Source organism: Paraburkholderia tropica (genome assembly GCF_014171495.1).
GTDB lineage: Bacteria > Pseudomonadota > Gammaproteobacteria > Burkholderiales > Burkholderiaceae > Paraburkholderia > Paraburkholderia tropica.
Genome location: NZ_CP049137.1, coordinates 960,513 through 983,566 on the forward strand (window position 1 = coordinate 960,513; position 23,054 = coordinate 983,566).

The window sequence follows — 23,054 nt, forward strand, 5'->3', positions numbered from 1 at the left end:
GCTGCGCTGCCCGCGCGCGGCGGGGCGCTTCAGACCGGCTCCCCGGCCACGGCGCGCGCGCGGGACGGCGCGGCGCGCGGCGTCAGCCAGGCCAGAACGGCGGCGATCGCGAACAGCGCGGGAACATCGCCGAGCAGATGGCCGCGATGTTCCGGCGCCATCAGCGACTGCACGGCCATGATCGCGCCATGCACGACGCTCGACCAGATCGTGAACCAGATCAGGCTCAAATTCGCCAGCGGATCGCGCGCGGCGCGCACGAGAAAAACGCCGAGCGTCGCGTAAATGCCGACGATCATCGCCTGATAGTCGGAGTGCCCGGTGTGCCAGGCCCAGCCGGCGGGCCAGACGATCATCAGCGGGTAGAGCGCGAATATTGCGATCGCACCCGTGACGAGCAGCACGCCGCGCAGATAGCGCAGGCGGTTGCGTGGATCCATGGCGGTCTCCTCGGGGCATGACGGCGGCCCGATGGCGCCACTATGCCTCTCCGTACACGCGCTTGCAAGCTTGCGGCGCAGCGGTAAACCCCAGGATCGTCGCGCATCGTGGCGGTATTTGTTCGCATTTGTTCTTCAATGCTGCGTCGGCAGGAAAGCAGGGAGCGCGTCTGTCTTTCGCCTGGCTGTCGAAATAATTCTTCACAATCGGCAATGTTATAACGTAACATTCGCATCGGCTTTCACAGCACTTTCGATTTTCTTCGCTGCGCGGCGGTCGCCGACCACGGGGTTTCGCGACCGCGTTGCGCCTCACGGGCGCTTCATCGCGCGTCTTATTTCAACGATCCGACAACGACGCAAACAAGAATCATCGTGGCCACCTTCTTCCAGTCCGACGCGTCCTCGAAGCCGCGTTCCGCGCGCCTGCGCGCCCAGCTTCGCGGCGCTTTCGCCTGCCCTTCGCGCGTGGAATCGCTTGCGGAGCGTCTTTCGCAGATCGCGCGTCTGCGCCGCTTCACGCCTTTCGCCCCGTTCGCGCAGCTTTCGCACCTCACCCGCCTCACGCCGCTTTCACTGGCGCTCGTGAGCGCGCTGGTGCATGCGCAGACGTCGAACGCCAACAGCGACGCCTCGACGACAACCGGCAGCACGCTCGCGCCGGTGTTCGTCACCGCCAATCCGCTTGGCGACAGCGACCTGATCTCGCCCGCTACCTCGGTCGGCGGCGACGATCTCACGCTGCGCGCGGCCAATTCGCTCGGCGAAACGCTCAACGGACTACCCGGCGTCTCGACGACCACCTACGGACCGATGGTCGGTCGCCCGATCATCCGCGGCATGGACGGCGACCGCATCCGTCTGCTGCAAAACGGCGTGGCCGCCTACGACGCTTCGTCGCTCTCGTACGACCACGCCGTGCCGCAGGATCCGTTGTCGATCGAGCGCGTGGAAATCGTGCGCGGCCCGGCGGCGCTGCTGTACGGCGGCAACGCGATCGGCGGCGTGGTCAACACCATCGACAACCGCATTCCGCGCGAGCCGATCCAGGGCGTGACGGGCGCCATCGACGCGAGCTACGGCGGCGCCAACGACGCGCGCGCGGGCGCGGCGCAAGTCGAGGCGGGCAACGGCCAGTTCGCCTTCCACGTCGATGCCTTCGATCGCGACACCAGCAATCAGCGCATTCCCGGTTACGCGCATTCCGCCGCGCAGCGTGCTGCCGATGGCGGCGCCGACGAGCCCTACGGCAGCATCCCGAACAGCGACGGCCGCTGGCACGGCGGCGCGGTCGGCACCTCCTACACGTGGGCCGACGGCTACGCGGGCATTTCGTACAACGGCTTCCAGAGCGACTACGGCTCGGTCGCCGAAGACGACGTGCGTCTGCGCATGCATCAGGATCACGTCGCCGTGGCGTCGGAAATCCGCAATCTGAGCGGGCCGTTCAGCCAGCTCAAGTTCGATTTCGGCTACACCGATTACGAGCATCGCGAAATCGACAACGGCGAAGTGGGCACGACGTTCCGCAATCACGGCTACGAAGCGCGGCTCGAAGCGCGCCACAAGAAGATCGGGCCGCTCGAAGGCGCGATCGGCGTGCAGGTGAGTCAGAACACGTTCTCGGCGCTCGGCGACGAAGCGCTCGTGCCGACCACGCAAAACACCAACATCGCGCTGTTCGGTCTCGAAGAATGGCAGGTGACGCAGCGCCTGAAGCTCAGCGCGGGCGCGCGTCTCGAACACGTGAAGCTCGATCCCACGCCCAACGGCAACGAGCGCTTCGCCAACGCGCAGGGCCGCGACTTCAACGCGGGCAGCGTCTCGGCGGGCGCGCTCTATCAGCTCGCACCGGCGTGGTCGCTGGCGGGCAATATCGCGTACACGGAGCGCGCGCCCACGTTCTACGAGCTTTACGCGAACGGGCCGCACGACGCGACCGGCCAGTATCTGATCGGCAATCCGGATGCGCAGAAAGAGAAGGCGGTCTCGACGGATCTGTCGCTGCGCTTCGAGCGCGGCCCGAACAAGGCGAGCGCGGGCGTGTTCTACAGCCGCTTCCGCAATTATCTGACCGAGTACAACACGGGCCGTCTCGTCGACGATGACGACGAAGTCGTGCCCGCCGGCACCGACGACGCGCTCAACGAAGCCGTCTATCGCGGCGTGCGCGCGGAGTTTTACGGCGTGGAGCTGGACGGCAAGTGGCGCGTGTTCGCGAAGGGCGCGCATCGCGTGGACGTGGCGTTCACGGCGGACTACACGCACGCGCGCAATGTCGATACCGGCGCAGCGCTGCCGCGCATCGCGCCGCTGCGGGCGACGCTGGCGGCCGATTACGGCTACGGTCCGTTCGGCGCGCGCGCGGAACTCGTGCATGCGTGGGCACAGCATCGCGTTCCCGAGGACGATCTGCCGACCGGCGGTTACACGACGCTCGGTCTGATTCTCACGTACAAGTTCCGCGTCGGTCCGACGAACTGGCTCGCCTATGTGCGCGGCGACAATCTGACGAACCAGGACGTGCGCTACGCGAGTTCGGTCGTGCGCGACATCGCGCCGGAAGGCGGGCGCAGCGTGATGGTGGGATTGCGCTCGACGTTCTGACGCGCTGGGCCTGGCCGCGCGCGCGACGTCGAACGCAACGTCAGGCGCGCACAGCGGCCAGGCTTTCCTGCGCGCGCAAGCCGTCGACGGCGGCGGTCAGGCCCTGGCCGCCGGAGTTGTTGCGCAGCACGAGCGTGAGATCGTGACGCTGCGCGATGCGCATCGCGATCGACAGCCCGAGGCCGCTGCCGGTGCCGGGCACGTGATTGCCGCGATAGAAGCGGTCGAGCACGCGGCCCAGGTGTTCTTCGGGAATGCCCGGCCCGTTGTCGACGACCTCGAAACCCAGGCGCTCGCCCGTGCGCGTGAGCACGAGGTCGATGCGCCCGCCGGGCGGCGTGTAGCGGATCGCGTTGTCGATCAGATTGTTCAGCAGCGTGGCGAGACCGTGCGGATCGGCGGCTACGTTGCAGGCGTCGTCCTCGGTCACGGGCGGGCGCACTTCCAGCCCGAGATCGATGCGCTTGTCTTCGGCGAGCAGCGAGAAGTCGCCGATCGCCTGCTCGCTCAGGCGGCGCAGACTCACGGCCGCCACCGGCAGTTCCGGCTGCGCGTCCTCGCGCGCGAGCGTCAGCAATTGCTGCACGAGGCGGATCAGGCGGTTCAGGCGCGTGGCGATGCGCTCGGTCGTTTGCGGCTCGCCCGTGAGCGTGCCGTCGCGCAGCGCGGCCTGGAGTTGCAGCTTGAGCGCCGCGAGCGGCGAGCGCAATTCGTGCGCGGCGTCGGCGATGAAAGTGCGCTGCGCCTGCGACGCCGTATTCAGACGCGCGAGCAGGTCGTTGAGCGCTTCCACGAGCGGGCGCAATTCGATCGGCACCGAGCCGTCGAGCTTGAGCGGTCCGAGCATGGTCGACGAACGCGCGGCGAGCAGCGCGGACAGCGCGCCGACCGGCGCGAGGCCGCGCGCCACCACCAGCAGCACGAGCACGATGGCGACCGGCACCAGCAGCGCGAGCGGCCAGAGCGTATGCAGCGCCAGTTGCAGCGCGAGCTGATCGCGCACGGAGATCGGTTGTGCGACCTGCACGAAGCGGTCGGCCTGCTGCACGCCGAAGGTGCGCCAATGCGTTTCGGCGCGCTCGATCACGTGAAAACCCACGGGATTGCGCGGCAGCGGCGGGTCTTGCGTCGAGTGATAAATGGGCGCGCCGTCGCGGTCCCAGATGTCGATGAGAATGCGATCGTCGGCGATGCCCTGCATGTCGGGCTGTTGATCCTGCGCCGCGCCGTGGCCCGTGCGCAGGTTCAGCGGCAGCGACAGCGCCACCGCGCGCAATTCATAGTCGAACAGTTCGCTCGCCTCGTTGCGCGCCGTGTGAAAGATCGCGAGTCCCGCGATTGCCGAGGCCGCGGCGAATCCGCAGATCAGCCAGCCGAGCAGCCGCCGCCGGATCGAATTCATTCGGCCCTCTTGAGGCGATAACCGACGCCGCGCACCGTGACGATCTGTTCCGCGCCGATCTTGCGGCGCAAGCTGTGCACGTGCACTTCGATGGTGTTGCTGCCCACTTCCTCGCCCCAGCCGTAGATGCGTTCTTCGAGTTCGGCCTTGGTGAACACGCGCGCGGGTTCTTCGATCAGCACGTGCAGCAGCGCGAATTCGCGCGGTACGAGCGCGACCGGCGCGCCCGCCTGGGTGACTTCGTGCGCGGCGGGGTCGAGCGCGAGGTCGCCGTGCGTGTAGACCGGCTGCTTGCGGCCGGTGCGCCGGCGCAGCAGCGCGCGTACCCGGGCGGCGAGTTCGTCGAGATCGAAGGGCTTGACGAGGTAATCGTCGGCGCCCGCGTCGAGCCCGGCTACGCGGTCGGTCACGCTGTCGCGCGCGGTGAGGATCAGCACGGGCGCTTCGCCGCCGCGCTTGCGGTAGGCGGCGAGCACGGTCACGCCGTCTTTCTTCGGCAAGCCGAGGTCGAGCAGCACGAGGTCGTAGACGTCGTTGGCGAGCGACAGCTCGGCCTCGCGGCCGTCCTTGGCCCAGTCGACCGCATGGCCTTCGCGGCGCAGCGTGTCGAACACGGGTTCGCCGATCATTTCGTCGTCTTCGATCAGTAGCAGACGCATCGTGGGGCTCCAGTTCGCTTGAATGCGCAGTGGGTGGTGCGGCGTGGCGTGCAGCGCGATGAGCGATTGTCCCTCATTCGGTGCGCTTTCGTCGCGCTTTCGCCGCTCATTCGTGTTCCGGCTTCGTGACGGCGCGGGTGGGGCCGTCCGGCTTGCCGTCGGACTTGCCGCCGCCGAGCAGCAGGCGCAGCAGCGCGGGCAGCACCAGCAGCACGAGCGGCATCTGCACGATCAGCCCGGAAATGATCGCGACGGCCAGCGGTTGCTGCATCGCGGAACCCTGTCCGAGCGCGAAGGCGAGCGGCAGCAGCGCGAGAATCGCGGCGATCGTCGTCATCGCGATCGGGCGCAGGCGATTGCGTCCGGCGGCCTGCAACGCCTCGTCGAGCGGCAGGCCGTCGTCGCGCACGAGGCCCTGGAATTCGGAGACATAGAAGATCGCCACTTCGGTCACGATGCCGATGATCATCGTCATGCCCATCATCGCCGAGATATTGAGCTCGATGCCCGTGATCCAGAGGCCGACGAACACCGCGCCGGTCGCGAGCAACGGCATGGCCATCACGGCCAGCGCCACGCGAAAGCGTTCGTAGAGGAACAGCAGCAGCCCGAACACCAGCGCGACCGCCGCGCCGAACACGGCCATCAGCCCCTTGAACGCGATCTGCTGCTGCTGATACAGGCCGCCGAGTTCGTAATAGACGCCTTGCGGCAGCAGCGCGGGATCGGCCAGCGCGTGCTGCACGTCGGCGATGGTCGAGCCGAGATCGCGGCCGTCGATGCGCGCCGTCACGGCCACCATGCGCTTGAGATTGTCGCGGCTGATTTCGGGCTGGCCGCTCACGTGCACGGGCGCGGCGACGCGCGAGAGCGCGAACATATGGCCGTCGGGCGCACGCAGCGGCAGGCGCGCGAGTTCGGTGTCGGTCATCTGCAGCGCGCCTTGCGCACGCACGCGCACGCCGATGCTCTTCGGCCCGCTCTGGTACTGCGTGGCCACGTTGCCGTCGAGCAGATCGGCGACCTGCTGCGCGATCGCCTGCGGGTCCATGCCCTGCGCGGCGGCCGCGTCGGGGCGAATGCGCAGGTCGATGGCGTCGCCGGCGGGATTGATGCCGTCGTTCACGTCGACGATGCCGTTGATCTTGCCGATGCGCGCGGCCACTTTCTGCGCCGTGGCGTCGAGCACGGTCTGGTCGTCGGAATAGATCTTGATCTGCACGGGCTGCGGCACGGCCGTGAGGTCGCCGATCAGGTCTTCCATGAGCTGCGCGAGTTCGACGCTTACGCCCGGCACCTGGGTGTCGACCTTCGAGCGGATTTCCTCCATCACCGTGTCGATCGGCTCGCGGTTGCCCGATTTCAGGCGCACGAAGAAGTCGCCCTTGTTCGGCTCGTTGAGGTCGCCGCCGAGGCCCGCGCCGGTGCGACGCGAATAGGTCGCCACGTTCGGATTCGCGCGGATGATCGCCTCGATCTGTTGCATCAGGCGGTCGGTTTCCGTGATCGAGGTGCCGGGGCGCGTGTGGTAATCGAGCACGAAACCGCCTTCGTCCATCGACGGCATGAAACCGCTGCCGACGCGCGTGAAGGCGAGCGCCGACAGAGCCGCGAGCGGCACGATCAGCGCGAGCACCCAGACCGGACGCAGGCTCACGTGCGCGACGAGGCGCGCATAGCCGCGGTTGAGCCACGCGGCGAAACGCGTCTCGCGATGTTCTTCGGCGTCTTTCGCGGTGAGCCAGCGGTCGCACAGAATCGGAATCGCGAGCCACGTGACGAGGAAGGAGATGAAGAGGGCGCTGGCCATCGTCACCGAAAGCGCCTTGAAAAAGGCCCCCGTCACGCCCGAGAGAAACGCGAGCGGCACGAAGATGATGAGCGTGGCCGCCGACGAACCCGCGAGCGGGCGCGTGAATTCGAGCGCCGCGCTCATCACGCGGCCATGAAACGCGTGCGCGCCCGCTTCGCGCATGCGCCGCGCGATGTGCTCGATCATCACGATGGCGTCGTCGATCACGAGACCGACGGCCGCCGCCATGCCGCCGAGCGTCATGATGTTGAAGCCCATGCCGAACACGTCGAGCAGCAGGATGGTCGCGGCCATCACGATCGGCACGAGCGCGACGGCGATCAGCGTGATCTTCACGTTGCGCAGGAACACGAACAGCGTGAGCGCGGCGAGCACCACGCCGATCATGATTGCATCGCGCACGCTGGTGGCCGAGGCGACCACGAGTTCGCTCTGGTCGTACCAGTTCGCGAGCTTCACGCCGGGCGGCATCTGCGTGTCGAACGCGGCGAGCCGGTCGCGGATCGCCTGCGCCATCGCCACGCTGTTCGCGCCGGGCTGCTGGTACACGTTGACCAGTACGGCATCCTGACCGTCGGCGGTCACGCGGATCCACTGCGGCACGGTGCCTTGCGTGACCGTGGCGATGTCGCCGAGGCGGATCTGATTGCCGGCGTTCGTCGACACCACGACGTTCTTCAGCGCGTCGAGTCCGCCGAGCGCCGCATTGGCGACGACGAGATAGAGCTTGTCGTGATCCTCGATGCGGCCCGTGGCCATCAGCACATTGCCCGCGCCCACGGCGCGCGAGACGTCGGCGACCGAGAGCTTGTACGCCGCGAGGCGCTGCGGATCGACGGCCACTTCGAGCTCGTCGCGCGCGCCGCCCGTCACGTCCACGCGCGCGACGCCCGCCACCGACGACAGCAGCGGCCGCAACTGGAACTGCGCGAGATCGTAGAGTTGCGCGAGCGACTGCTTGTGCGAGGTGAGGCTGTACGCGAGCACCGGAAACACGGTCGGATCCATGCGGCGCACCTGCATGGAAGTACCGGGCGGCAGCGTCGCGAGGATCTCGGCGATGGCCGACTGCGCCTGCAGCGTGGCCTGCGCCATGTCGGTGCCCCAGTCGAAATTCAGCGAGATTTCGGCCGCGCCGCGACTCGTGCGCGATTCGACGTCGCGCACGTTCGGCACGCGGCGCAGCGCTTCTTCGACGGGCATCGTCACGAGCGTCGCCATCTGCTCGGCGGGACGGTCGCCCGCATCGAGCGAAATCACGGCGCGCGGAAACGACACGTTCGGGAACAGCGAGATCGGCAAACGCAGCGCGGTCAGCGCACCGGCGACGGCGGCGAGCGCGATCACGAACAGCAGCGAGCGGCGATGCCGCTGCATCCATTGGCTGAACGTCATTGCGCGTCGCCTTGCTTCGTCTGGGCGAGGCGCACGGCCATGCCGTCTTCGAGTTCGTCGTTGCCGCTGACGACGAGCGCGCGCGCGGCGTCGAGCGGACCGTCCACGCCGTAAGCGTTGCCGTGCTCGACCTTGACCGTGACGTTGACGCGCTGCGCCTTGTTGCCGGGCGCGATCTGATAGACGTAGTGGCCGCGATCGTCCTGCAGCACGGCCGCGCGCGGCACGTTCCACCAGACGCCGGTTTGCGTGTCGATATCGGCGCGCACGCGCGTGCCGGGCAGGAAGGCCGTGCCCGCGAGCGGCACGTTGGCGCCGACGTTGACGAGCTGGCTCTGCGCATCGATGGCCGCGCCGACCAGCACGATGCGTCCTTGCGCTTGCAGACCGTCGAGCGCGGGCGCGAGCGGACGCAGCACGACGCGGTCGCCCGCATGCAGCGTGAGCGCTTCGGCGGGTTCGACGCCGAGCGAGACGTTCGCCGCGTGGGCGTTGGCCGGGTTGTCGGCGACGAGTTGCGCGAGCGCGGCGCCCGCCTGCACCTGGTCGCCAGGCGCGGCCGTGAGTTGCGCGATCACGCCGGCGACCGGCGCCGTCACCGTATTCTCGCCCGCGGCAATGCCGGTGGCGTGCTGCGCGGCGAGTGCCTGCTGCGCGTCGTCGAGCGCCTTTTGCGTGGCGGCCAGTTGCGATTGCGTGGCGAGGCCGTCGCGATAGAGCGACTGCGTGCGCGCGAGTTCGCCGCGCGCGAGCGTGGCCGAGCTTTGCGCCTGCGTCCAGGCGATCACGGCGTTCGGATCGGCCTGCACGACGAACAGCGGCGCACCGCGCGCGACGGTCTGGCCCGGCTGCACGAGCACGCGCGTCACGCGCGCGAGATACGGCAGGCTGACCGTGGTGGCGTTCGCGGCGGCCGCGGCGACGGTGCCGTAGGCGACGAGCGTCTGCGAGACCGCGCCGCGCGTCACGCGCACGGTCTGCACGGCGGCGGAGGGCGCGGGCGTGTCGGCGGCGGCGGGGGTGTTATCGGCGTGGGCGGCGGTGAGCAGCGTCGCGCCGATGGCGAACGCGGCCACGGCGCAACACGCGCAGGCGGTGGCACGCAGCGGCGTGCGGGAGAAAAATCGACGGTCGGCCATGAGGATCAACGGGCAACGGTGAGAGTGGTGGGGGCGCTGCCGGTTTGCTGCGCGGGTGCGTGCGTCGGCGCGGATGAGCCGGATGGATCGGGAATCGCACTGCCGAGCAGTGCCTGAAGACCGATCCGCTGTTCGGCGAGCGCCTCGCGCGCGGTGGCGGCGTCGAGACGCCGCGTGAGCGCCGCGCTCTGCGCATCGACGTACTGGCCGAGCGCGATGTCGTGACGCGCGTAGGCGTCCTGTGCGTGCGCGGCGGCGCGGTCGAGTTCGGGCAGCGCGGCTTCGTCCTGCGCGAGCTGCTGCGCGGCGATCGCATCGTCGGCACGCAGATGCGCGATATCGGCGGCGGCGGTGTTCAGACGCGTCTGGTATTCGTCGGCGAGCCGCTGGCGCGTGGCCTGTTCGATGGCGATATTGCCGCGATTGCGATTGAACACGGGCAGCGTGAGATTGATCGCGAAGCCGCTCGTGTAGATCTCCGACGTATCGCGCTGACGCGTGAAGCCCACGGAAAGGCTCGGAAACTGATTGAGGATCGCCGCGCGAAATTTCTGCTCCTGCGCTTCGTAACCGGCCTGCAGCGCGATGAGATCGGGGCGACGCTGCGGCAGCGCGGCGACGGCGGCGTCGAGCGTGGCATCGGCGAGCGGGGCGGCGTCGCGGTCTTGCGCCGTGTCGGCGAGCGGCAGCGTGACATCGGGGGCGAGGCCGAGCAGCGCGTTCAGATCGTGATGCGTCTGCTCGCGCGCGCGCAGCAGATCGGCGTATTGCTTGCGCGCGTCTTCGCTGGCGGTGAGCGCGGCGCTCGCGCTATCGGCGGTCACGTTGTGCTCGCTCGCGGCGTGCGCGATGCGTTCGTAACGCGTCTGCGTGAGGTCAGCCTGCTTCGCGAGCAGCGGCAGCGCGTCGTTCTGGAAGCGCGTTTTCACGTAAAGCTGCTTCGCCTGCGCGATCACCTGCCACTCCTGCCAGAGCAGACCGAGGTCGGTCTTGCGCACGGTGGCGTCGGCGGATTGCTTGTTGGCGCCGCGCGTGACGATCGCCATGACGTCCATGCTCAGACCGTAACTGAACGCGCGCGACAGACCGAGCGCGCCCGGATAGTCGCTCGACACCGCGATTTGCGGATCGGGCAGCAGACCCGCGGAAAAAGCCTGCGCCTGCGCGATGCCGAGATCGTCGCGCGCGAGCTTCAGATCGGGATTGTTCGCGACGGCGAGCATCGCGACTTCTTCGATGTCGAAGCCGTCGGACGGATCGAAACGATGCGCGGCCAGTTCGGGCAGCGGCATTTTCGCCGGGTCGATCTGGAGGCGGCCGAGGGTGTCCTGCGTCGTCATCGACGCGGCGGCGGGCAGCGGCTGCGCGCGATAGAGCGTGCAACCGCTCAGCGCGCCCGCGCATAACGCGGCGACGGCGAGCAGGCAATGCATGCGCAGCGAGCTGGCGCGGAACGGCGGGCGAGACGGCATGGGGTTCTCGATGAAACTGCGCAGTCGCATCGGTGAGACGAACGGGCTGCGCGGGTGGATTGCGTGTGTCGCGATGCGGCGCGCCTTGTGGCGGTGGCGCGGCAGGTTGGTGGGGATTCTGGCGGGGAAACCCTTAGCGCCGCCTTAAGGGGCGGAGCACCCCCATGGAAAGTAGGCTTTTTGTAATAATTGCAGATTGCCGAATTTCGATAACACGTCGATTTATGACTCTCTAGCATGGCTCGAATCAGGTCGCACGGGCGGCCTGCTTCGCCGGTCGCGGGCGCGCCCGCCCGGCCTTCACGAGGAGAGAACACCATGCAGGCAGAGTCGAAAAGCAGTGCGGGCGCGCCCGCGCTCAAGCAGACGCTCGGCACCTGGCAGCTTTGGGGGATCGCGGTCGGACTGGTGATCTCCGGCGAATATTTCGGCTGGAGCTATGGCTGGGCGAGCGCCGGGACGCTCGGCTTCGTCGTCACCGCGCTGTTCGTCGCGGCGATGTACACCACCTTCATTTTCAGCTTCACCGAACTCACCACCTCGATTCCGCACGCGGGCGGCCCGTTCGCCTACGCGCGCCGCGCCTTCGGTCCGGCCGGCGGTTTTCTCGCGGGCGCGGCCACGCTGGTCGAGTTCGTGTTCGCGCCGCCGGCCATCGCGCTCGCTATCGGCGCGTATCTGCACGTGCAGTTTCCGGGGCTCGAACCGAAGCACGCGGCCATGGGCGCGTATCTCGTCTTCATGGCGCTCAATATCGTCGGCGTGCAGATCGCGGCGACCTTCGAACTCGTCGTCACGCTGCTCGCGATCTTCGAACTGCTCGTGTTCATGGGCGTGGTGTCGCCGGGCTTTTCGTGGGATCACTTCCTGAAGGGCGGCTGGTCGGGCGCCGATCATTTCTCGATGGGGTCCTTCCACGGCATGTTCGCGGCGATTCCGTTCGCGATCTGGTTCTTCCTCGCGATCGAAGGCGTGGCGATGGCCGCCGAAGAAGCGAAAAACCCCAAGCGTTCGATTCCGATCGCCTACGTGGCGGGCATTCTCACGCTCGTCGCGCTGGCGGTCGGCGTGATGGTGTTCGCGGGCGGCGCGGGCGACTGGACCAAGCTCGCCAACATCAACGACCCGCTGCCGCAAGCGATGAAATACATCGTCGGCGAACATAGCGGCTGGATGCACATGCTCGTGTGGCTCGGCCTGTTCGGCCTCGTCGCGTCGTTTCACGGCATCATCCTCGGCTATTCGCGGCAGATTTTCGCGCTCGCCCGCGAAGGCTATCTGCCCGCGTGGCTCGCCAAGGTGCATCCGCGCTTCAAGACGCCGTATCGCGCGATCATCGCGGGCGGCGTGATCGGCATCGCCGCGATTTACAGCGACGAGCTGATCCAGTTCGCCGGCCAGACGCTCACGGCCAATATCGTCACGATGTCGGTGTTCGGCGCGATCGTCATGTATATCGTCAGCATGGCCGCGCTGTTCAAGCTGCGCCGTCAGCAGCCGCGCATGGCGCGTCCGTTCCGTGCGCCGCTGTATCCGTTCTTCCCGGCGTTCGCGCTGCTGGCCGCGCTCGTCTGTCTCGGCGCGATGGTCTGGTACAACCAGCTCGTGGCGCTCGTGTTCGTGGTGTTCCTCGCGCTGGGCTATGCTTATTTCCTGGCGACCGGCGCACAGCGCGCGGCGGCCTCGGAAGCGGGCCCGGCGCTGGAAGCCGAAACCTCGGGCGCGCTGCTCGAAGAGTGACAGCGGAGGAATCAGGCAGATGTCGTACACGGAGACGATCGGTCCGCGCACGTATCGGTTCGCGGACCTCAAGACCCTGCTCGCCAAGGCGAGTCCGCTGCGCAGCGGCGACCAGCTCGCGGGCGTGGCGGCGGCGAGCGAGGAGGAGCGCGTGGCCGCGAAGATGGCGCTCGCGAACGTGCCGCTCAAGACCTTCCTGAACGAAGCGCCGATTCCGTACGAAAGCGACGAGGTCACGCGTCTGATCGTCGACACGCACGACGCGCAGGCGTTCGCGCCCATCGCGCATCTGAGCGTCGGCGACTTCCGCAACTGGCTGCTGTCGCCGCAAGCCGACAGCGCCATGCTCGAACGCATCGGCCCCGGCCTCACGCCCGAGATGGTCGCGGCGGTGTCGAAGCTGATGCGCAATCAGGATCTGATCGCGGTGGCGAAGAAGCGTCCCGTGATCACGCGCTTTCGCAACACGGTGGGGCTGCCGGGGCGCATGTCGGTGCGTCTGCAGCCCAATCATCCGACCGACGATGTGAAAGGCATCGCCGCGTCGATGCTCGACGGCCTGATGTACGGCTGCGGCGACGCGATGATCGGCATCAATCCCGCCACCGACAGCCTCGCGGCCATCGTCAAGCTGCTCACGATGATCGACGGTTTCCGCGAGCGTTATCGCGTGCCGACGCAATCGTGCGTGCTCACGCACGTCACCAACACGATCGCGGCAATCGAAAAAGGCGCGCCCGTCGATCTGGTGTTCCAGTCGATCGCGGGCACCGAAAAGGCCAACGCGAGTTTCGGCATTTCGCTCGCGCTGCTCGCCGAGGCGCGTGAGGCGGCGCTTTCGCTCAAGCGCGGCACGGTCGGCAACAACCTGATGTACTTCGAAACGGGGCAGGGCAGCGCGCTGTCGGCGAACGCGCATTTCGGCGTCGATCAACAGACCTGCGAGGTGCGCGCCTACGCGGTGGCGCGCCGCTTCGATCCGTTCCTCGTGAATACGGTGGTGGGTTTCATCGGCCCCGAATATCTCTACGACGGCAAGCAGATCATTCGCGCGGGTCTCGAAGATCATTTCTGCGGCAAGCTGCTCGGCGTGCCGATGGGCTGCGATATCTGCTACACGAATCACGCGGAAGCCGATCAGGACGACATGGACGCGCTGCTTACGCTGCTGGGCGCGGCGGGCATCAATTTCATCATGGGCATTCCGGGCGCCGACGACGTGATGCTCAACTATCAGAGCACCTCGTTTCACGATGCGCTGTACGTGCGCGATCTGCTCGGTCTGCGCCGCGCGCCCGAGTTCGAGGAATGGCTCGAAACGATGGAAATCGCCGATGCGAAAGGCGCGTTGCTGCCCGCCTCGGCGCGCGTGCCGCTGCTGGCGGGGGCGCACGAATGGATCGGCGCGGGCACGGAGCTGGGCGCATGAGCGATGCCGTCGAAAAGAATCCGTGGGGCGGGCTGAAGGCGTTCACGAACGCGCGCATCGCGCTCGGTCGCGCGGGCAATGCGCTGCCCACGGCGCCGCTGCTCGCGTTCAATCTCTCGCATGCGCAGGCGCGCGACGCGGTGCATCAGCCGCTCGACGCCGACGCGCTGCGCCGCGAACTCGAAAGCGCGGGTTTCGCGACGCTCGGTGCGTCGAGTGCCGCGCCCGATCGTCAGCATTATTTGCGGCGTCCCGATCTCGGTCGGCGGCTGTCGGACGAAAGCCGCGCGGCGCTCGCGCAAGCGGGCGGCGACGGTGAAAAACCCGACGTGGTGTTCGTGATCGGCGACGGACTTTCGGCGTTTGCGGCGGCGAAGCAGGCGCTGCCCTTGCTCAACGCCATGCGTACGCGACTCGACGCGGATGCCGACGCCGATACCTCACGCGGCTGGCGCATCGGTCCCGTGGTGGTGGCGAGCCAGGCGCGTGTTGCGCTCGGCGACGAGATCGGCGAATTGCTCGGCGCAAAGCTCGTGGCGATGCTGATCGGCGAGCGGCCGGGCCTCAGCTCGCCGGACAGCCTCGGCGTGTACCTCACGTGGGCGCCGAAAGTGGGCTGCCACGACGCGCTGCGCAACTGCATCTCCAACGTGCGGCCCGAAGGTCTGCCGCACGAGGCCGCCGCGCACAAACTCCACTATCTGATGACGCATGCGCGCCGCCTGCAACTCACGGGCGTCGGCCTCAAGGACGATAGCGACGCGTTGCTGCCTGATGTTGCCGATGCCGCGCGGATCGGTTCGGTGTGACCCATCGAATCGCTGCGTTCGGCCTTGCAGGTTTGCATGATGCGCGCGTCCTGTTCGTCGACAAGGACTCGCCAGAATCGTGCGTGTCCTCATGGTTGCACCGGATTGGTGCGCGTGGTGCGCCGTGCGAAAAATGAACATCCACTGAACAGACGCGCGCGCACACTGCGCCGCCGAGGCGCACGCGCAGGCATCCCGCGCGGCCTGGCCGCGTGAAACCGGGTCCCGACGATCTGGCGCGGGTTTTGCATCATCACCCGATCGTTTTGACAGAAAGTGCGCGCAAGGAGGCACCCATGAACCACGCGGCCACGCTCAGCAAGCGGCCCGATGCTTGCCGGCTCGCGTCCCAGGCGGTCCCTGCGGCAGAAATCATCGCGGATAACCTCGCGGACAACACCGCCGAAAACACGCGCTGTTCCGCGCAAGGCGCCGACGCGCCGGCGGGGCGCGCGGTCGTGAGCGTCGCGCACGACGCCGACGAGCAGGCGCGCAACCTCGTCGGCTGGCGGCAGACCTACGACCAGCTCGCGGCGGGCCGCTTCGTCGGTACGCTCACCGAAATCCCGCTCGACACCATGAAGGTCTTCTGCGAGACCACGAGCCACACGCTGCGCCAGGCGTGCGAAGTGCGCGGCGACGCGTACTGGTTCGGCATTCCGGCCACGCGCGGACAGCAGGCGCGCGTCGATGCGCAGCCCTTCGGCGCGGAAGCCTTCGCCATGCGGCCGGGCAACGTCGAATTCGAACTCCTCACGCCCGCGCAGTTTTCGATCTACGGCGTGGTGGTGCGCGGCGAGGTGCTGCGCCATTACGCGCAGGCCGTGGAGGGCGTCGCGCTCGACGCGCGTCTGCCGCACACGCCCATCGTGCAGGCGGGCGCGGCGCGCCTCGCGCATCTGTGCGCGGTGCTCGAACAGCGTCTCGACGATCACGATGATGACGCTCGCCACGACGCCGATGGCGACCGCGCGCGCAGCGCTTGCACGCCGCTGTCCGACGCCGAACGCAACGACGTGCAGGCCGAATTGCTCGCCGCGCTGTTCGACGCCTGCGCGCGGCACGGCAACGCGGATGACGCCGAAAGCGCCCGGCAAACGCCTGAGCAGGCATCGCGGCGTCGCTGGATCGTCGCGCAGGCGCGCGAGTACGTGCTTGCGCATCGTTCGCGTCCGGTTGGCGTGCCGGAGTTGTGCGAGCAGTTGCTCGTGAGCCGCCGCACGCTGCAATACTGTTTTCAGGACGTGCTGGGCATGGCGCCCGCGACCTATCTGCGCGCGCTGCGCCTGAACGGCGCGCGCCGCGATCTGTGCGGACGCGAGGCCGGATCGGTGCAGGACGTGGCCGCGGCGTGGGGCTTCTGGCATCTGAGCCAGTTCGCGACCGACTATCGGCGCATGTTCGGCATGCGGCCTTCGGAGGCGTTGCGCGCGTCGTGATCCGGATAAATAGTATGGATCGCGAAATGTAGTTATCGACTCGACAGCCCGGCGATCAACCCGTCGTTGCCGCCGCGCGCGCGAAGGCCGCAAAACGCAGCGCGCAACGCGAAGGATCGTGCGTGCGCCACGCGATGATCTGGTCGAGCAAGGGCGCGTTGATCAAGGGCACGTAGGCCACATCGGCCATTTTCAGCGACGCTGCGAACGCGGGCACGATGGCGACGCCCTGGCCCGCCGCCACCAGCGCGACGAGCGCGGCGACCTGGCTCGCGCGCGGACCGAGACGCGGCTCGACGCCCGCCTGCGCGCAAAGCCGGTGCAGCGCCGTGTTGAGCACCGAGCCCTGACCCGGCGGCCACGCGATAAAACTTTCATGCGCGAGCGCCTCGAATGCGACGGCCGCGCACGCGGCGTACTCGCTGTTCGCGGCCACGGCGGCGACCATCGGCTGGCGCGCGACGGTCAATTGCGCGACGGCGCCATCGGCGTGATCGGCGTGATCGGCATTGTCGGCATGATCGGACGCGGCCCAGCCGAACGCGATGTCGAGCACGCCCGACTCGATCTGCCGGGGCTGTGCCGTGCCGGCCACCTCGCGAAACGTGAGCGCTACGTCGGGCGCCTCGCGGCTGAACCCGCGCACGATGGCGCTGAACGCGGGCGACATCGGAATCGAACTCGTATAGCCGATCGCCAGCCGTCCCGCCGTGCCATGCGCGAGGCGCTGCGCGGACACTTCCGCCTGCTCCGCGGCCTCGATCACCTGACGCGCGTGTTCGAGGAATTGCGCGCCCTCCGGCGTGAGCGTGACCGCGCGCGTGGAGCGCTCGAACAGACGGATGCCCAGCTCGTTTTCGAGCGACGCGATGTGCCGCGTGAGCGGCGGCTGGGCGATATGGAGGCGCTCGGCGGCGCGTCCGAAATGCAGTTCGTCGGCGACGGTCACAAAGTAGCGCAGGCGGCGCAGGTCGAGCATGCTGATTTTTCCGGTATCAATCGCGACGGATTCGGTATTGGCGCGCGCGGCGCGGGATTGCGAGACTGATTGCTCTCTGAATCAGGCGGGAGCGATCGTCGTCCATGAATGGCCAGCATGACAAGTCTTTGCGCGCGGCGTTTTTTCTCTGTGGCTGCGCGGCGTTTCTCAATCTCTACGCGACCCAGGGCATTCTGCGCGAGCTCGCCGCCACCTTCGGCGTGAGCGCGGAGCGCGCCGGGCAGGGCGTGAGCGCCACCACGCTGGCCGTCGCCATTATCGCGCCTTTCGTCGGCACATTAGCCGGGCCGTTCGCGCGCCGGACGGTGATCGCGCTCGCGGCGTCGTTGTCGGTGCTGCCTGCCTTGTGGGTCGCGCATGCGGGCAGTTTCGCGTCGTTTCTGGCCGCGCGCTTCGCGGTGGGGATGCTGATGCCGTTCGTGTTCGCGATCTCGGTGGCGTTCATCGGCGAGCTGTTCACGCGCGAGCAGTCGGCGGAAGTGAGCGCGCTGTTCGTCGCCGGCACCACGCTCGGCGGCTTTGCGGGGCGCTTCATCACCAATGCGTGCGCGGCGGTGCTCGGCTGGCGTCACGCGCTCGACATCGTGGCGCTGTTGAGCCTGGGCGCGGGCGTGGCGATCTATCTGTGCTTGCCGCGCGCGGCAGTCAGTGCGCGTGGGCGTACGAATACCGGCGGGAGTAGCCCAGGCGATGCACGCGATACACGCCACGCGCCCTCGCGCCTCGCCTTGCTCACGCGCCGCCCGCTGCTGGCCGCGTTTGGCTTCGGCGCCTGCGTGCTCGCCTCGCAGGTCGCGACGTTCACGTTCGTGGGCTTGCGGCTCGCGCAGCCGCCGTACGGCTTCGGCACGGTGCAGATCGGCGCGCTCTACGCCGTGTTCCTGCTCGCCGTGGTGGTCACGCCGCTCGCGGGCCGCTTCGCGCGCCATCGCTCGCCGCGCGAACTCGCGCTCTACGCGGCGCTGCTCGCGCTGCCCGCCGCGGGACTCACGTTCGCGCACGGTTTGCTGCCGATCCTCTGCGGTCTCGCGCTCGGCTCCACGGCGGTGTTCGTCGAGCAGGCCGCCGCGAATGCCTTCATCTCGCAGACGGCGGGCGCCGCGCGCTCGACGGCCATCGGCGTGTATCTGTCGTGCTACTACCTGGGCGGCAGTCTCGGCTCGATTCTGCCGGCATCCGCGTGGCGACAGTGGGGTTGGGCGGGCTGCGTGGGGTTCGTGATGGTGGCGCAGGCGATCGCGGGCTGGCTCGCGTGGCGCTTCTGGCGCGATCCCGCACGCGCCCGCGCGACGGAAAAGCGCATGCCCGCCGTGCTCGATGGGCGATAAACAATAAACGCGTGCGTTACTTTGTGTCCGATGAACGCGCCGGGCGGGCATAGCGCGCGAGAAACATATCGGCGGCGCTTTGCGCAACGTGATCCTGCTCGGCGGCGCTGAGCGTCGGCTGCCCCATCGTCACCTGCGGCCAGAATGCGAATCCCTTCACCAGCGCATGCAATTGATGCGCGGCAAACAGCGGATCGAAGGGCGCGCCGTCCGCGTTGCCCAGACGCGCATCGGCGGCCGCCGCGCGGATCCAGATCGTCACGTCCTCCTCGCGCTCGCCGATGCGCGCGACCATGTCCCGCGCGCGCTCCGGCGAGTGAATGCCCGCCGCGAGCGCCACGCGCACGAGCGCGAGAAACGACGCGTCGCTCATCAGCCGCAGCTTGCGGTGCAGCAGTTCGAGCAGTTGCGCGCGCAACGGCGCGTCGGCGCGATAGGCGGGCGCGGCGCCCGTGAGCGCGGCATCCCAGAGCCGGTGCAGGATGGCCGCGAACAGCGCTTCCTTGCTCGGAAAATGGTTGTAGACGGTGCGTTTCGACACGCTCGCGCGCGCGGCGATGCGGTCCATGCTGGTGGCGTCGTAACCGGCGGCGAGAAATTCCTCGATGGCCGCTTCCAGAACGGCGGCGCGTTTCCGGTCGGTCAGGCGTTGTGGGGTGTCGGCGGTGCTCATGAGGGAATTTTACACCGGGCAGTTTACTTTTCTCCCGAATAAACTACACTAGCCAGTCTACTTTTGTCTTCAGGATGCCGACATGGCTTCGATCCCCGATTTTCTCGGCCGCACGCTCGGCTTCGCCGCCGCGAAGCGTTCGCGCACGCTCGCGAACGGCTCCACGCAGCACGACGGCGCGCGCTTTCGCAATGTGCGTCCGCGTCCGCAGGAAAGCCTCGCGAAGAGTCTGCGCATCATCTGGAACGTGCTGTTTCGCAAGCCGGGCGGTACGGTGCCGTCGGCGGCGCTGCCCGTCGACGCCCTGAGTCGCGCCGATCTGCATGCCGCGCCCCACGGCAGCCTCTGGCGTCTCGGCCACTCCACGATGCTGATGAAGCTGCGCGACGAATTCTGGCTGACCGATCCGGTGTTCGGCGAGCGCGCCTCGCCCTTCAAACGGCTTGGGCCGAAGCGCTTTCACGCGCCGCCCATAGACCTGGCCGACCTGCCGCCGCTGCGCGGCGTGATCCTCTCGCACGATCACTACGACCATCTGGACCGCGAAACCGTGCTCGCGCTGGCCGCGAGCACGGGCGTGTTCCTCACGCCGCTCGGCGTGGGCGACCGGCTGATCGAGTGGGGCATCGACGCGGCGAAAGTGCGTCAGTTCGACTGGTGGCAAAGCGCGAGCATCGCGGGCGTGACCTTCACGTCCACGCCCGCGCAGCACTTTTCGGGGCGCAGCCTGTTCGACGGCAACAGCACGCTGTGGTGCTCGTGGTCGATCGCGACCGACGATCTGCGCGTGTTCTTCAGCGGCGACACGGGGTATTTCGACGGTTTCCGCGAGATCGGCGAGCGCATGGGGCCGTTTGACGTCACGCTGATCGAAACGGGCGCGTACGACCCGCAATGGCCGTACGTCCACATGCAGCCCGAGGAAACCGTGCAGGCGCATCTGGACGTGCGCGGGCGCTGGCTCGTGCCGATTCATAACGGCACGTTCGACCTCGCGATGCATCGCTGGCAGGAACCGTTCGAACGCGTGATGGGGCTCGCGGCCGCGCGCAGCGTGATGCTGGCGACGCCGCGCATGGGCGAGCGTCTGCATCTCGCCGATCCGCAGCGCGGCGAGCGCTGGTGGCGCGAGGTGGCCGAGGAAGCCGCCGCGAGGAAGCCGCGCTCGCGCGTCTGGCCGTGCCGCGCGGCCGGCGGCGCCAACTCGTAAAAGGCGGGCTGGCCGCGCGCGCAAAGCGCGGCGGGCGGGAGCAGGGGGACGCCCCGGCGCGCTCGCGCCGCCTGGGCGGCGGCCGTGAGGCTGCGCGTTCGCCGGTCAAGGCCCTCGGTGGTTTATCGTGACGCGCAACGCTCTGGACGGCGCGGCGGCCCGCATGCCGCGCCGGCTCCCCTGTCTGGCCGGCGCGGGCGTGTCGGTCCGCCTTTCGCAATGCCTGGGCGCGAACGCCGAAGCGTCCCCCGTTCTTGCTCCCTGCGCCGCATGGCGCAAGGCCTGAGGAGCTTACCGGATGCGCATGCGCGGACTTGACCGTGCGTCTCAGTGCATGTCGGTGCGTCTCGATGCGCCTCAAGATGTGTCTCAAGCCCGCCGATTTCCGTGGCTCGAATCCGCGCCGGGGCTGAAAGCCGATCGTTGGTCTTTTTGTTATTTTTGCAACGAAGGCTTAATTATTGCCGCAGAGAGTCGACATACAGTCGGTCACCCCATCGGCTTCTTATGTCATTTCTCTCTCATCTGAAAATCGGCCCGCGTCTGTCGGCGGGCTTCGCGGTCGTACTGCTTCTTCTCGGTGCCGTCGGCGGCATCGGACTCCTCCAGGCTTCGCGCATCTATGACGGCACGCTCGCACTCGGCGACGACTGGCTGCCGAGCGTGCAGACGCTGGGCCGGCTGCGCTCCGTCGCCGACGACGTGCGCCGCACCTCGCTGCGCTCGCTGCTCGCGGTCGACGCCGCCGACAAAGACGCGCTGCGCACGCAGCACGCGCAGTTCATCACGGATTTCGCGGCGACGCTCGACGTCTATTCGAAGCTGGTTTCGTCGGCCGAGGAACGCCGTTGCTACGACGAGATCAACGCTGCGTGGACGGCCTATCTCGACCACGACAAGCAGTTGCAGACGCTGGCCGACGCCGGCGATTCCGGCGCCGCCGATGCGCGTGCGCTGGCGTCCGGCGCGTCCGCGAAGTCCTTCGCCACGGCGCAGTCGCTGATCAACGACGACATCAAGCTCAATCAGCAAGGCGCCGAGGCCGAGGTCGCGCGCGCCAAGTCGGCGTATGCGGGCGCGTTCGCCTGGACGATCGGGCTGATCGCGCTGGCAATCGCGCTCGGCATTGTCATCGCGCTCGTCATCACGCGCTCGATCACGGCGCCGCTCGCGCGCGCGGTCAGCGTGGCGGAAACGGTGGCGCGCGGCGATCTCACGGCGCGTATCGACGTCACGGGCAACGACGAGGCGAGCCAGTTGCTGTCGGCGCTGCGTCATATGAACTAGCGTCTCGTCGATCTGGTGGCCCGCGTGCGCACGGGCAGCGAAGGCATTGCGACGGCGGCCGCGCAGATCGCGGCGGGCAACACCGATCTGAGCCAGCGTACCGAGGAACAGGCGGCATCGCTCGAAGAAACGGCCGCGAGCATGGAAGAGCTCACGGCGACCGTGAAGCAGAACGCCGACAACGCCACCCAGGGCAACACGCTCGCGGGCCAGGCGTCGAGCACGGCGACGCGCGGCGGCGAAGTGGTGGGCCGCGTGGTCGATACGATGCGCGGGATTTCGCAAAGCTCGGAACAGGTCGCGCAGATCATTTCGGTGATCGAGGGCATCGCGTTCCAGACCAACATCCTCGCGCTGAACGCGGCGGTCGAGGCCGCGCGCGCGGGCGAGCAGGGCCGCGGTTTCGCGGTGGTCGCAGGCGAGGTGCGCACGCTCGCGCAGCGCAGCGCGACGGCGGCCAAGGAGATCAAGGATCTGATCGCGACCTCGGTCGAGCGCGTGAACAACGGCACGGCGCTCGTCGACGATGCGGGCCGGACGATGAGCGAAATCGTGCAGTCGGTGCGCCGCGTGGCCGACCTGATGGGCGAGATTACCGCCGCGTCGGGCGAGCAGCGCACGGGCATCGAACAGGTCAGCCAGGCCGTTTCGCAGATGGACGAGGTGACGCAGCAGAACGCGGCGCTCGTCGAAGAGGCGTCGGCGGCGGCGCAGTCGCTGTCGACGCAGGCCGGCGCGTTGCGCGAGCTGGTGTCGGTGTTCAAGGTGTCGGGGGCGGCGGCTTCGGCGGTTTCGATGACGTCGACGACAGCCGTGCGTGCGCCCGCCGCCGTGGCTGCGCCGGCGGTCAAGCCGGTATCCGCGAGTCCTGCTGCCGCGAAGCGCCGCGCGACGCCCGCGCCGCGCGCAGCGGCTAGCGAGCCCGCGCTGCGTCAACCGGCGCCGCGCGCCGAGCCGGTGGCCGCCGCCGCCGCCTCGGACGACGATTGGGAAACGTTCTGATCGGCGCGTCCTTCGCGTGAGGCAGTGAAAAACGCCCGGCCTGTGCCGGGCGTTTTCGTTTCCATCGCGTGATCGACGACATCGCGCACGCCAGCCGCGCCGCCTGCGCGCCCGATTAGCCCCCAAAACCCCGCTTACGCGCGCGTCTACATGCAAATTGCATTACAGCCAATCGTAAGTGTTGGTTTTTTGTAAAGAACTATCAAAAGC

Annotated in this window: 15 protein-coding genes and 1 pseudogene; 8 read left to right on the forward strand and 8 right to left on the reverse strand. The window is 68.1% G+C overall.

Annotated elements, in window-relative coordinates; genetic code table 11:
- Positions 1 to 29: 29 nt before the first annotated feature.
- Positions 30 to 440: a DUF6632 domain-containing protein gene (locus G5S35_RS34705; RefSeq protein ID WP_065063981.1), complete on the reverse strand. Its 411-nt coding sequence runs from the start codon at positions 438 to 440 to the stop codon at positions 30 to 32.
- A 597-nt stretch (positions 441 to 1,037) separates the two neighbouring features.
- Here G5S35_RS34705 and G5S35_RS34710 point away from each other — a divergent pair.
- Positions 1,038 to 3,047, forward strand: a complete 2,010-nt coding sequence (locus G5S35_RS34710) for a TonB-dependent receptor (RefSeq protein ID WP_408583120.1) — start codon at positions 1,038 to 1,040, stop codon at positions 3,045 to 3,047.
- A gap of 40 nt (positions 3,048 to 3,087) precedes the next feature.
- Here the strand turns inward: G5S35_RS34710 and G5S35_RS34715 are convergent, their stop codons facing one another.
- The 5 genes from G5S35_RS34715 to G5S35_RS34735 form a co-directional block, all read right to left on the reverse strand.
- On the reverse strand, positions 3,088 to 4,449 hold the full coding sequence (locus tag G5S35_RS34715) for a sensor histidine kinase (RefSeq protein ID WP_183040113.1): 1,362 nt from the start codon (positions 4,447 to 4,449) through the stop codon (positions 3,088 to 3,090).
- Positions 4,446 to 5,108 carry a response regulator gene (locus G5S35_RS34720; protein WP_065063985.1) on the reverse strand — a complete coding sequence of 221 codons (663 nt, stop codon included), beginning with the start codon at positions 5,106 to 5,108 and terminating at the stop codon, positions 4,446 to 4,448. Before G5S35_RS34720 ends, G5S35_RS34715 begins: the two co-directional genes overlap by 4 nt.
- A 106-nt stretch (positions 5,109 to 5,214) precedes the next feature.
- The gene (locus tag G5S35_RS34725) at positions 5,215 to 8,316 is read right to left on the reverse strand and encodes an efflux RND transporter permease subunit (RefSeq protein WP_183040114.1); all 3,102 of its coding nucleotides are present in this window, start codon (positions 8,314 to 8,316) and stop codon (positions 5,215 to 5,217) included.
- Positions 8,313 to 9,455, reverse strand: a complete 1,143-nt coding sequence (locus G5S35_RS34730) for an efflux RND transporter periplasmic adaptor subunit (RefSeq protein ID WP_183040115.1) — start codon at positions 9,453 to 9,455, stop codon at positions 8,313 to 8,315. The genes G5S35_RS34725 and G5S35_RS34730 overlap by 4 nt, the downstream gene beginning before the upstream one ends.
- 5 nt (positions 9,456 to 9,460) lie before the next feature.
- The gene (locus G5S35_RS34735) at positions 9,461 to 10,927 is read right to left on the reverse strand and encodes a TolC family protein (protein ID WP_237181811.1); all 1,467 of its coding nucleotides are present in this window, start codon (positions 10,925 to 10,927) and stop codon (positions 9,461 to 9,463) included.
- Between the two features lie 318 nt (positions 10,928 to 11,245).
- Here G5S35_RS34735 and eat point away from each other — a divergent pair, with 318 nt between their 5' ends.
- From eat to G5S35_RS34755, 4 genes are all read left to right on the forward strand, one after another.
- Complete coding sequence (gene eat, locus G5S35_RS34740; RefSeq protein WP_065063991.1) at positions 11,246 to 12,667, forward strand: ethanolamine permease; 1,422 nt, start codon at positions 11,246 to 11,248, stop codon at positions 12,665 to 12,667.
- Positions 12,668 to 12,686: 19 nt separating this feature from the next.
- Positions 12,687 to 14,096 carry an ethanolamine ammonia-lyase subunit EutB gene (locus tag G5S35_RS34745; protein WP_065063993.1) on the forward strand — a complete coding sequence of 470 codons (1,410 nt, stop codon included), beginning with the start codon at positions 12,687 to 12,689 and terminating at the stop codon, positions 14,094 to 14,096.
- The gene (gene eutC, locus G5S35_RS34750; protein ID WP_065063995.1) at positions 14,093 to 14,905 is read left to right on the forward strand and encodes an ethanolamine ammonia-lyase subunit EutC; all 813 of its coding nucleotides are present in this window, start codon (positions 14,093 to 14,095) and stop codon (positions 14,903 to 14,905) included. Before G5S35_RS34745 ends, eutC begins: the two co-directional genes overlap by 4 nt.
- A 296-nt stretch (positions 14,906 to 15,201) precedes the next feature.
- The gene (locus tag G5S35_RS34755) at positions 15,202 to 16,344 is read left to right on the forward strand and encodes a helix-turn-helix domain-containing protein (RefSeq protein ID WP_183040116.1); all 1,143 of its coding nucleotides are present in this window, start codon (positions 15,202 to 15,204) and stop codon (positions 16,342 to 16,344) included.
- A gap of 55 nt (positions 16,345 to 16,399) precedes the next feature.
- Here the strand turns inward: G5S35_RS34755 and G5S35_RS34760 are convergent, their stop codons facing one another.
- Positions 16,400 to 17,323: a LysR substrate-binding domain-containing protein gene (locus G5S35_RS34760; protein WP_183040117.1), complete on the reverse strand. Its 924-nt coding sequence runs from the start codon at positions 17,321 to 17,323 to the stop codon at positions 16,400 to 16,402.
- A gap of 104 nt (positions 17,324 to 17,427) precedes the next feature.
- Between G5S35_RS34760 and G5S35_RS34765 the strand changes: the two genes are divergently transcribed.
- Positions 17,428 to 18,672 carry an MFS transporter gene (locus G5S35_RS34765; protein ID WP_183040118.1) on the forward strand — a complete coding sequence of 415 codons (1,245 nt, stop codon included), beginning with the start codon at positions 17,428 to 17,430 and terminating at the stop codon, positions 18,670 to 18,672.
- A gap of 16 nt (positions 18,673 to 18,688) precedes the next feature.
- Here G5S35_RS34765 and G5S35_RS34770 read toward each other — a convergent pair whose 3' ends face one another.
- Positions 18,689 to 19,345 carry a TetR/AcrR family transcriptional regulator gene (locus G5S35_RS34770; RefSeq protein ID WP_074983169.1) on the reverse strand — a complete coding sequence of 219 codons (657 nt, stop codon included), beginning with the start codon at positions 19,343 to 19,345 and terminating at the stop codon, positions 18,689 to 18,691.
- 82 nt (positions 19,346 to 19,427) lie between these two features.
- Here G5S35_RS34770 and G5S35_RS34775 point away from each other — a divergent pair, with 82 nt between their 5' ends.
- Both G5S35_RS34775 and G5S35_RS39790 read left to right on the forward strand, forming a co-directional pair.
- Complete coding sequence (locus G5S35_RS34775) at positions 19,428 to 20,555, forward strand: MBL fold metallo-hydrolase (protein WP_183040119.1); 1,128 nt, start codon at positions 19,428 to 19,430, stop codon at positions 20,553 to 20,555.
- Between the two features lie 507 nt (positions 20,556 to 21,062).
- Positions 21,063 to 22,844 (forward strand): annotated as a pseudogene (locus tag G5S35_RS39790) (methyl-accepting chemotaxis protein).
- The last annotated feature ends 210 nt before the right edge of the window (positions 22,845 to 23,054 follow it).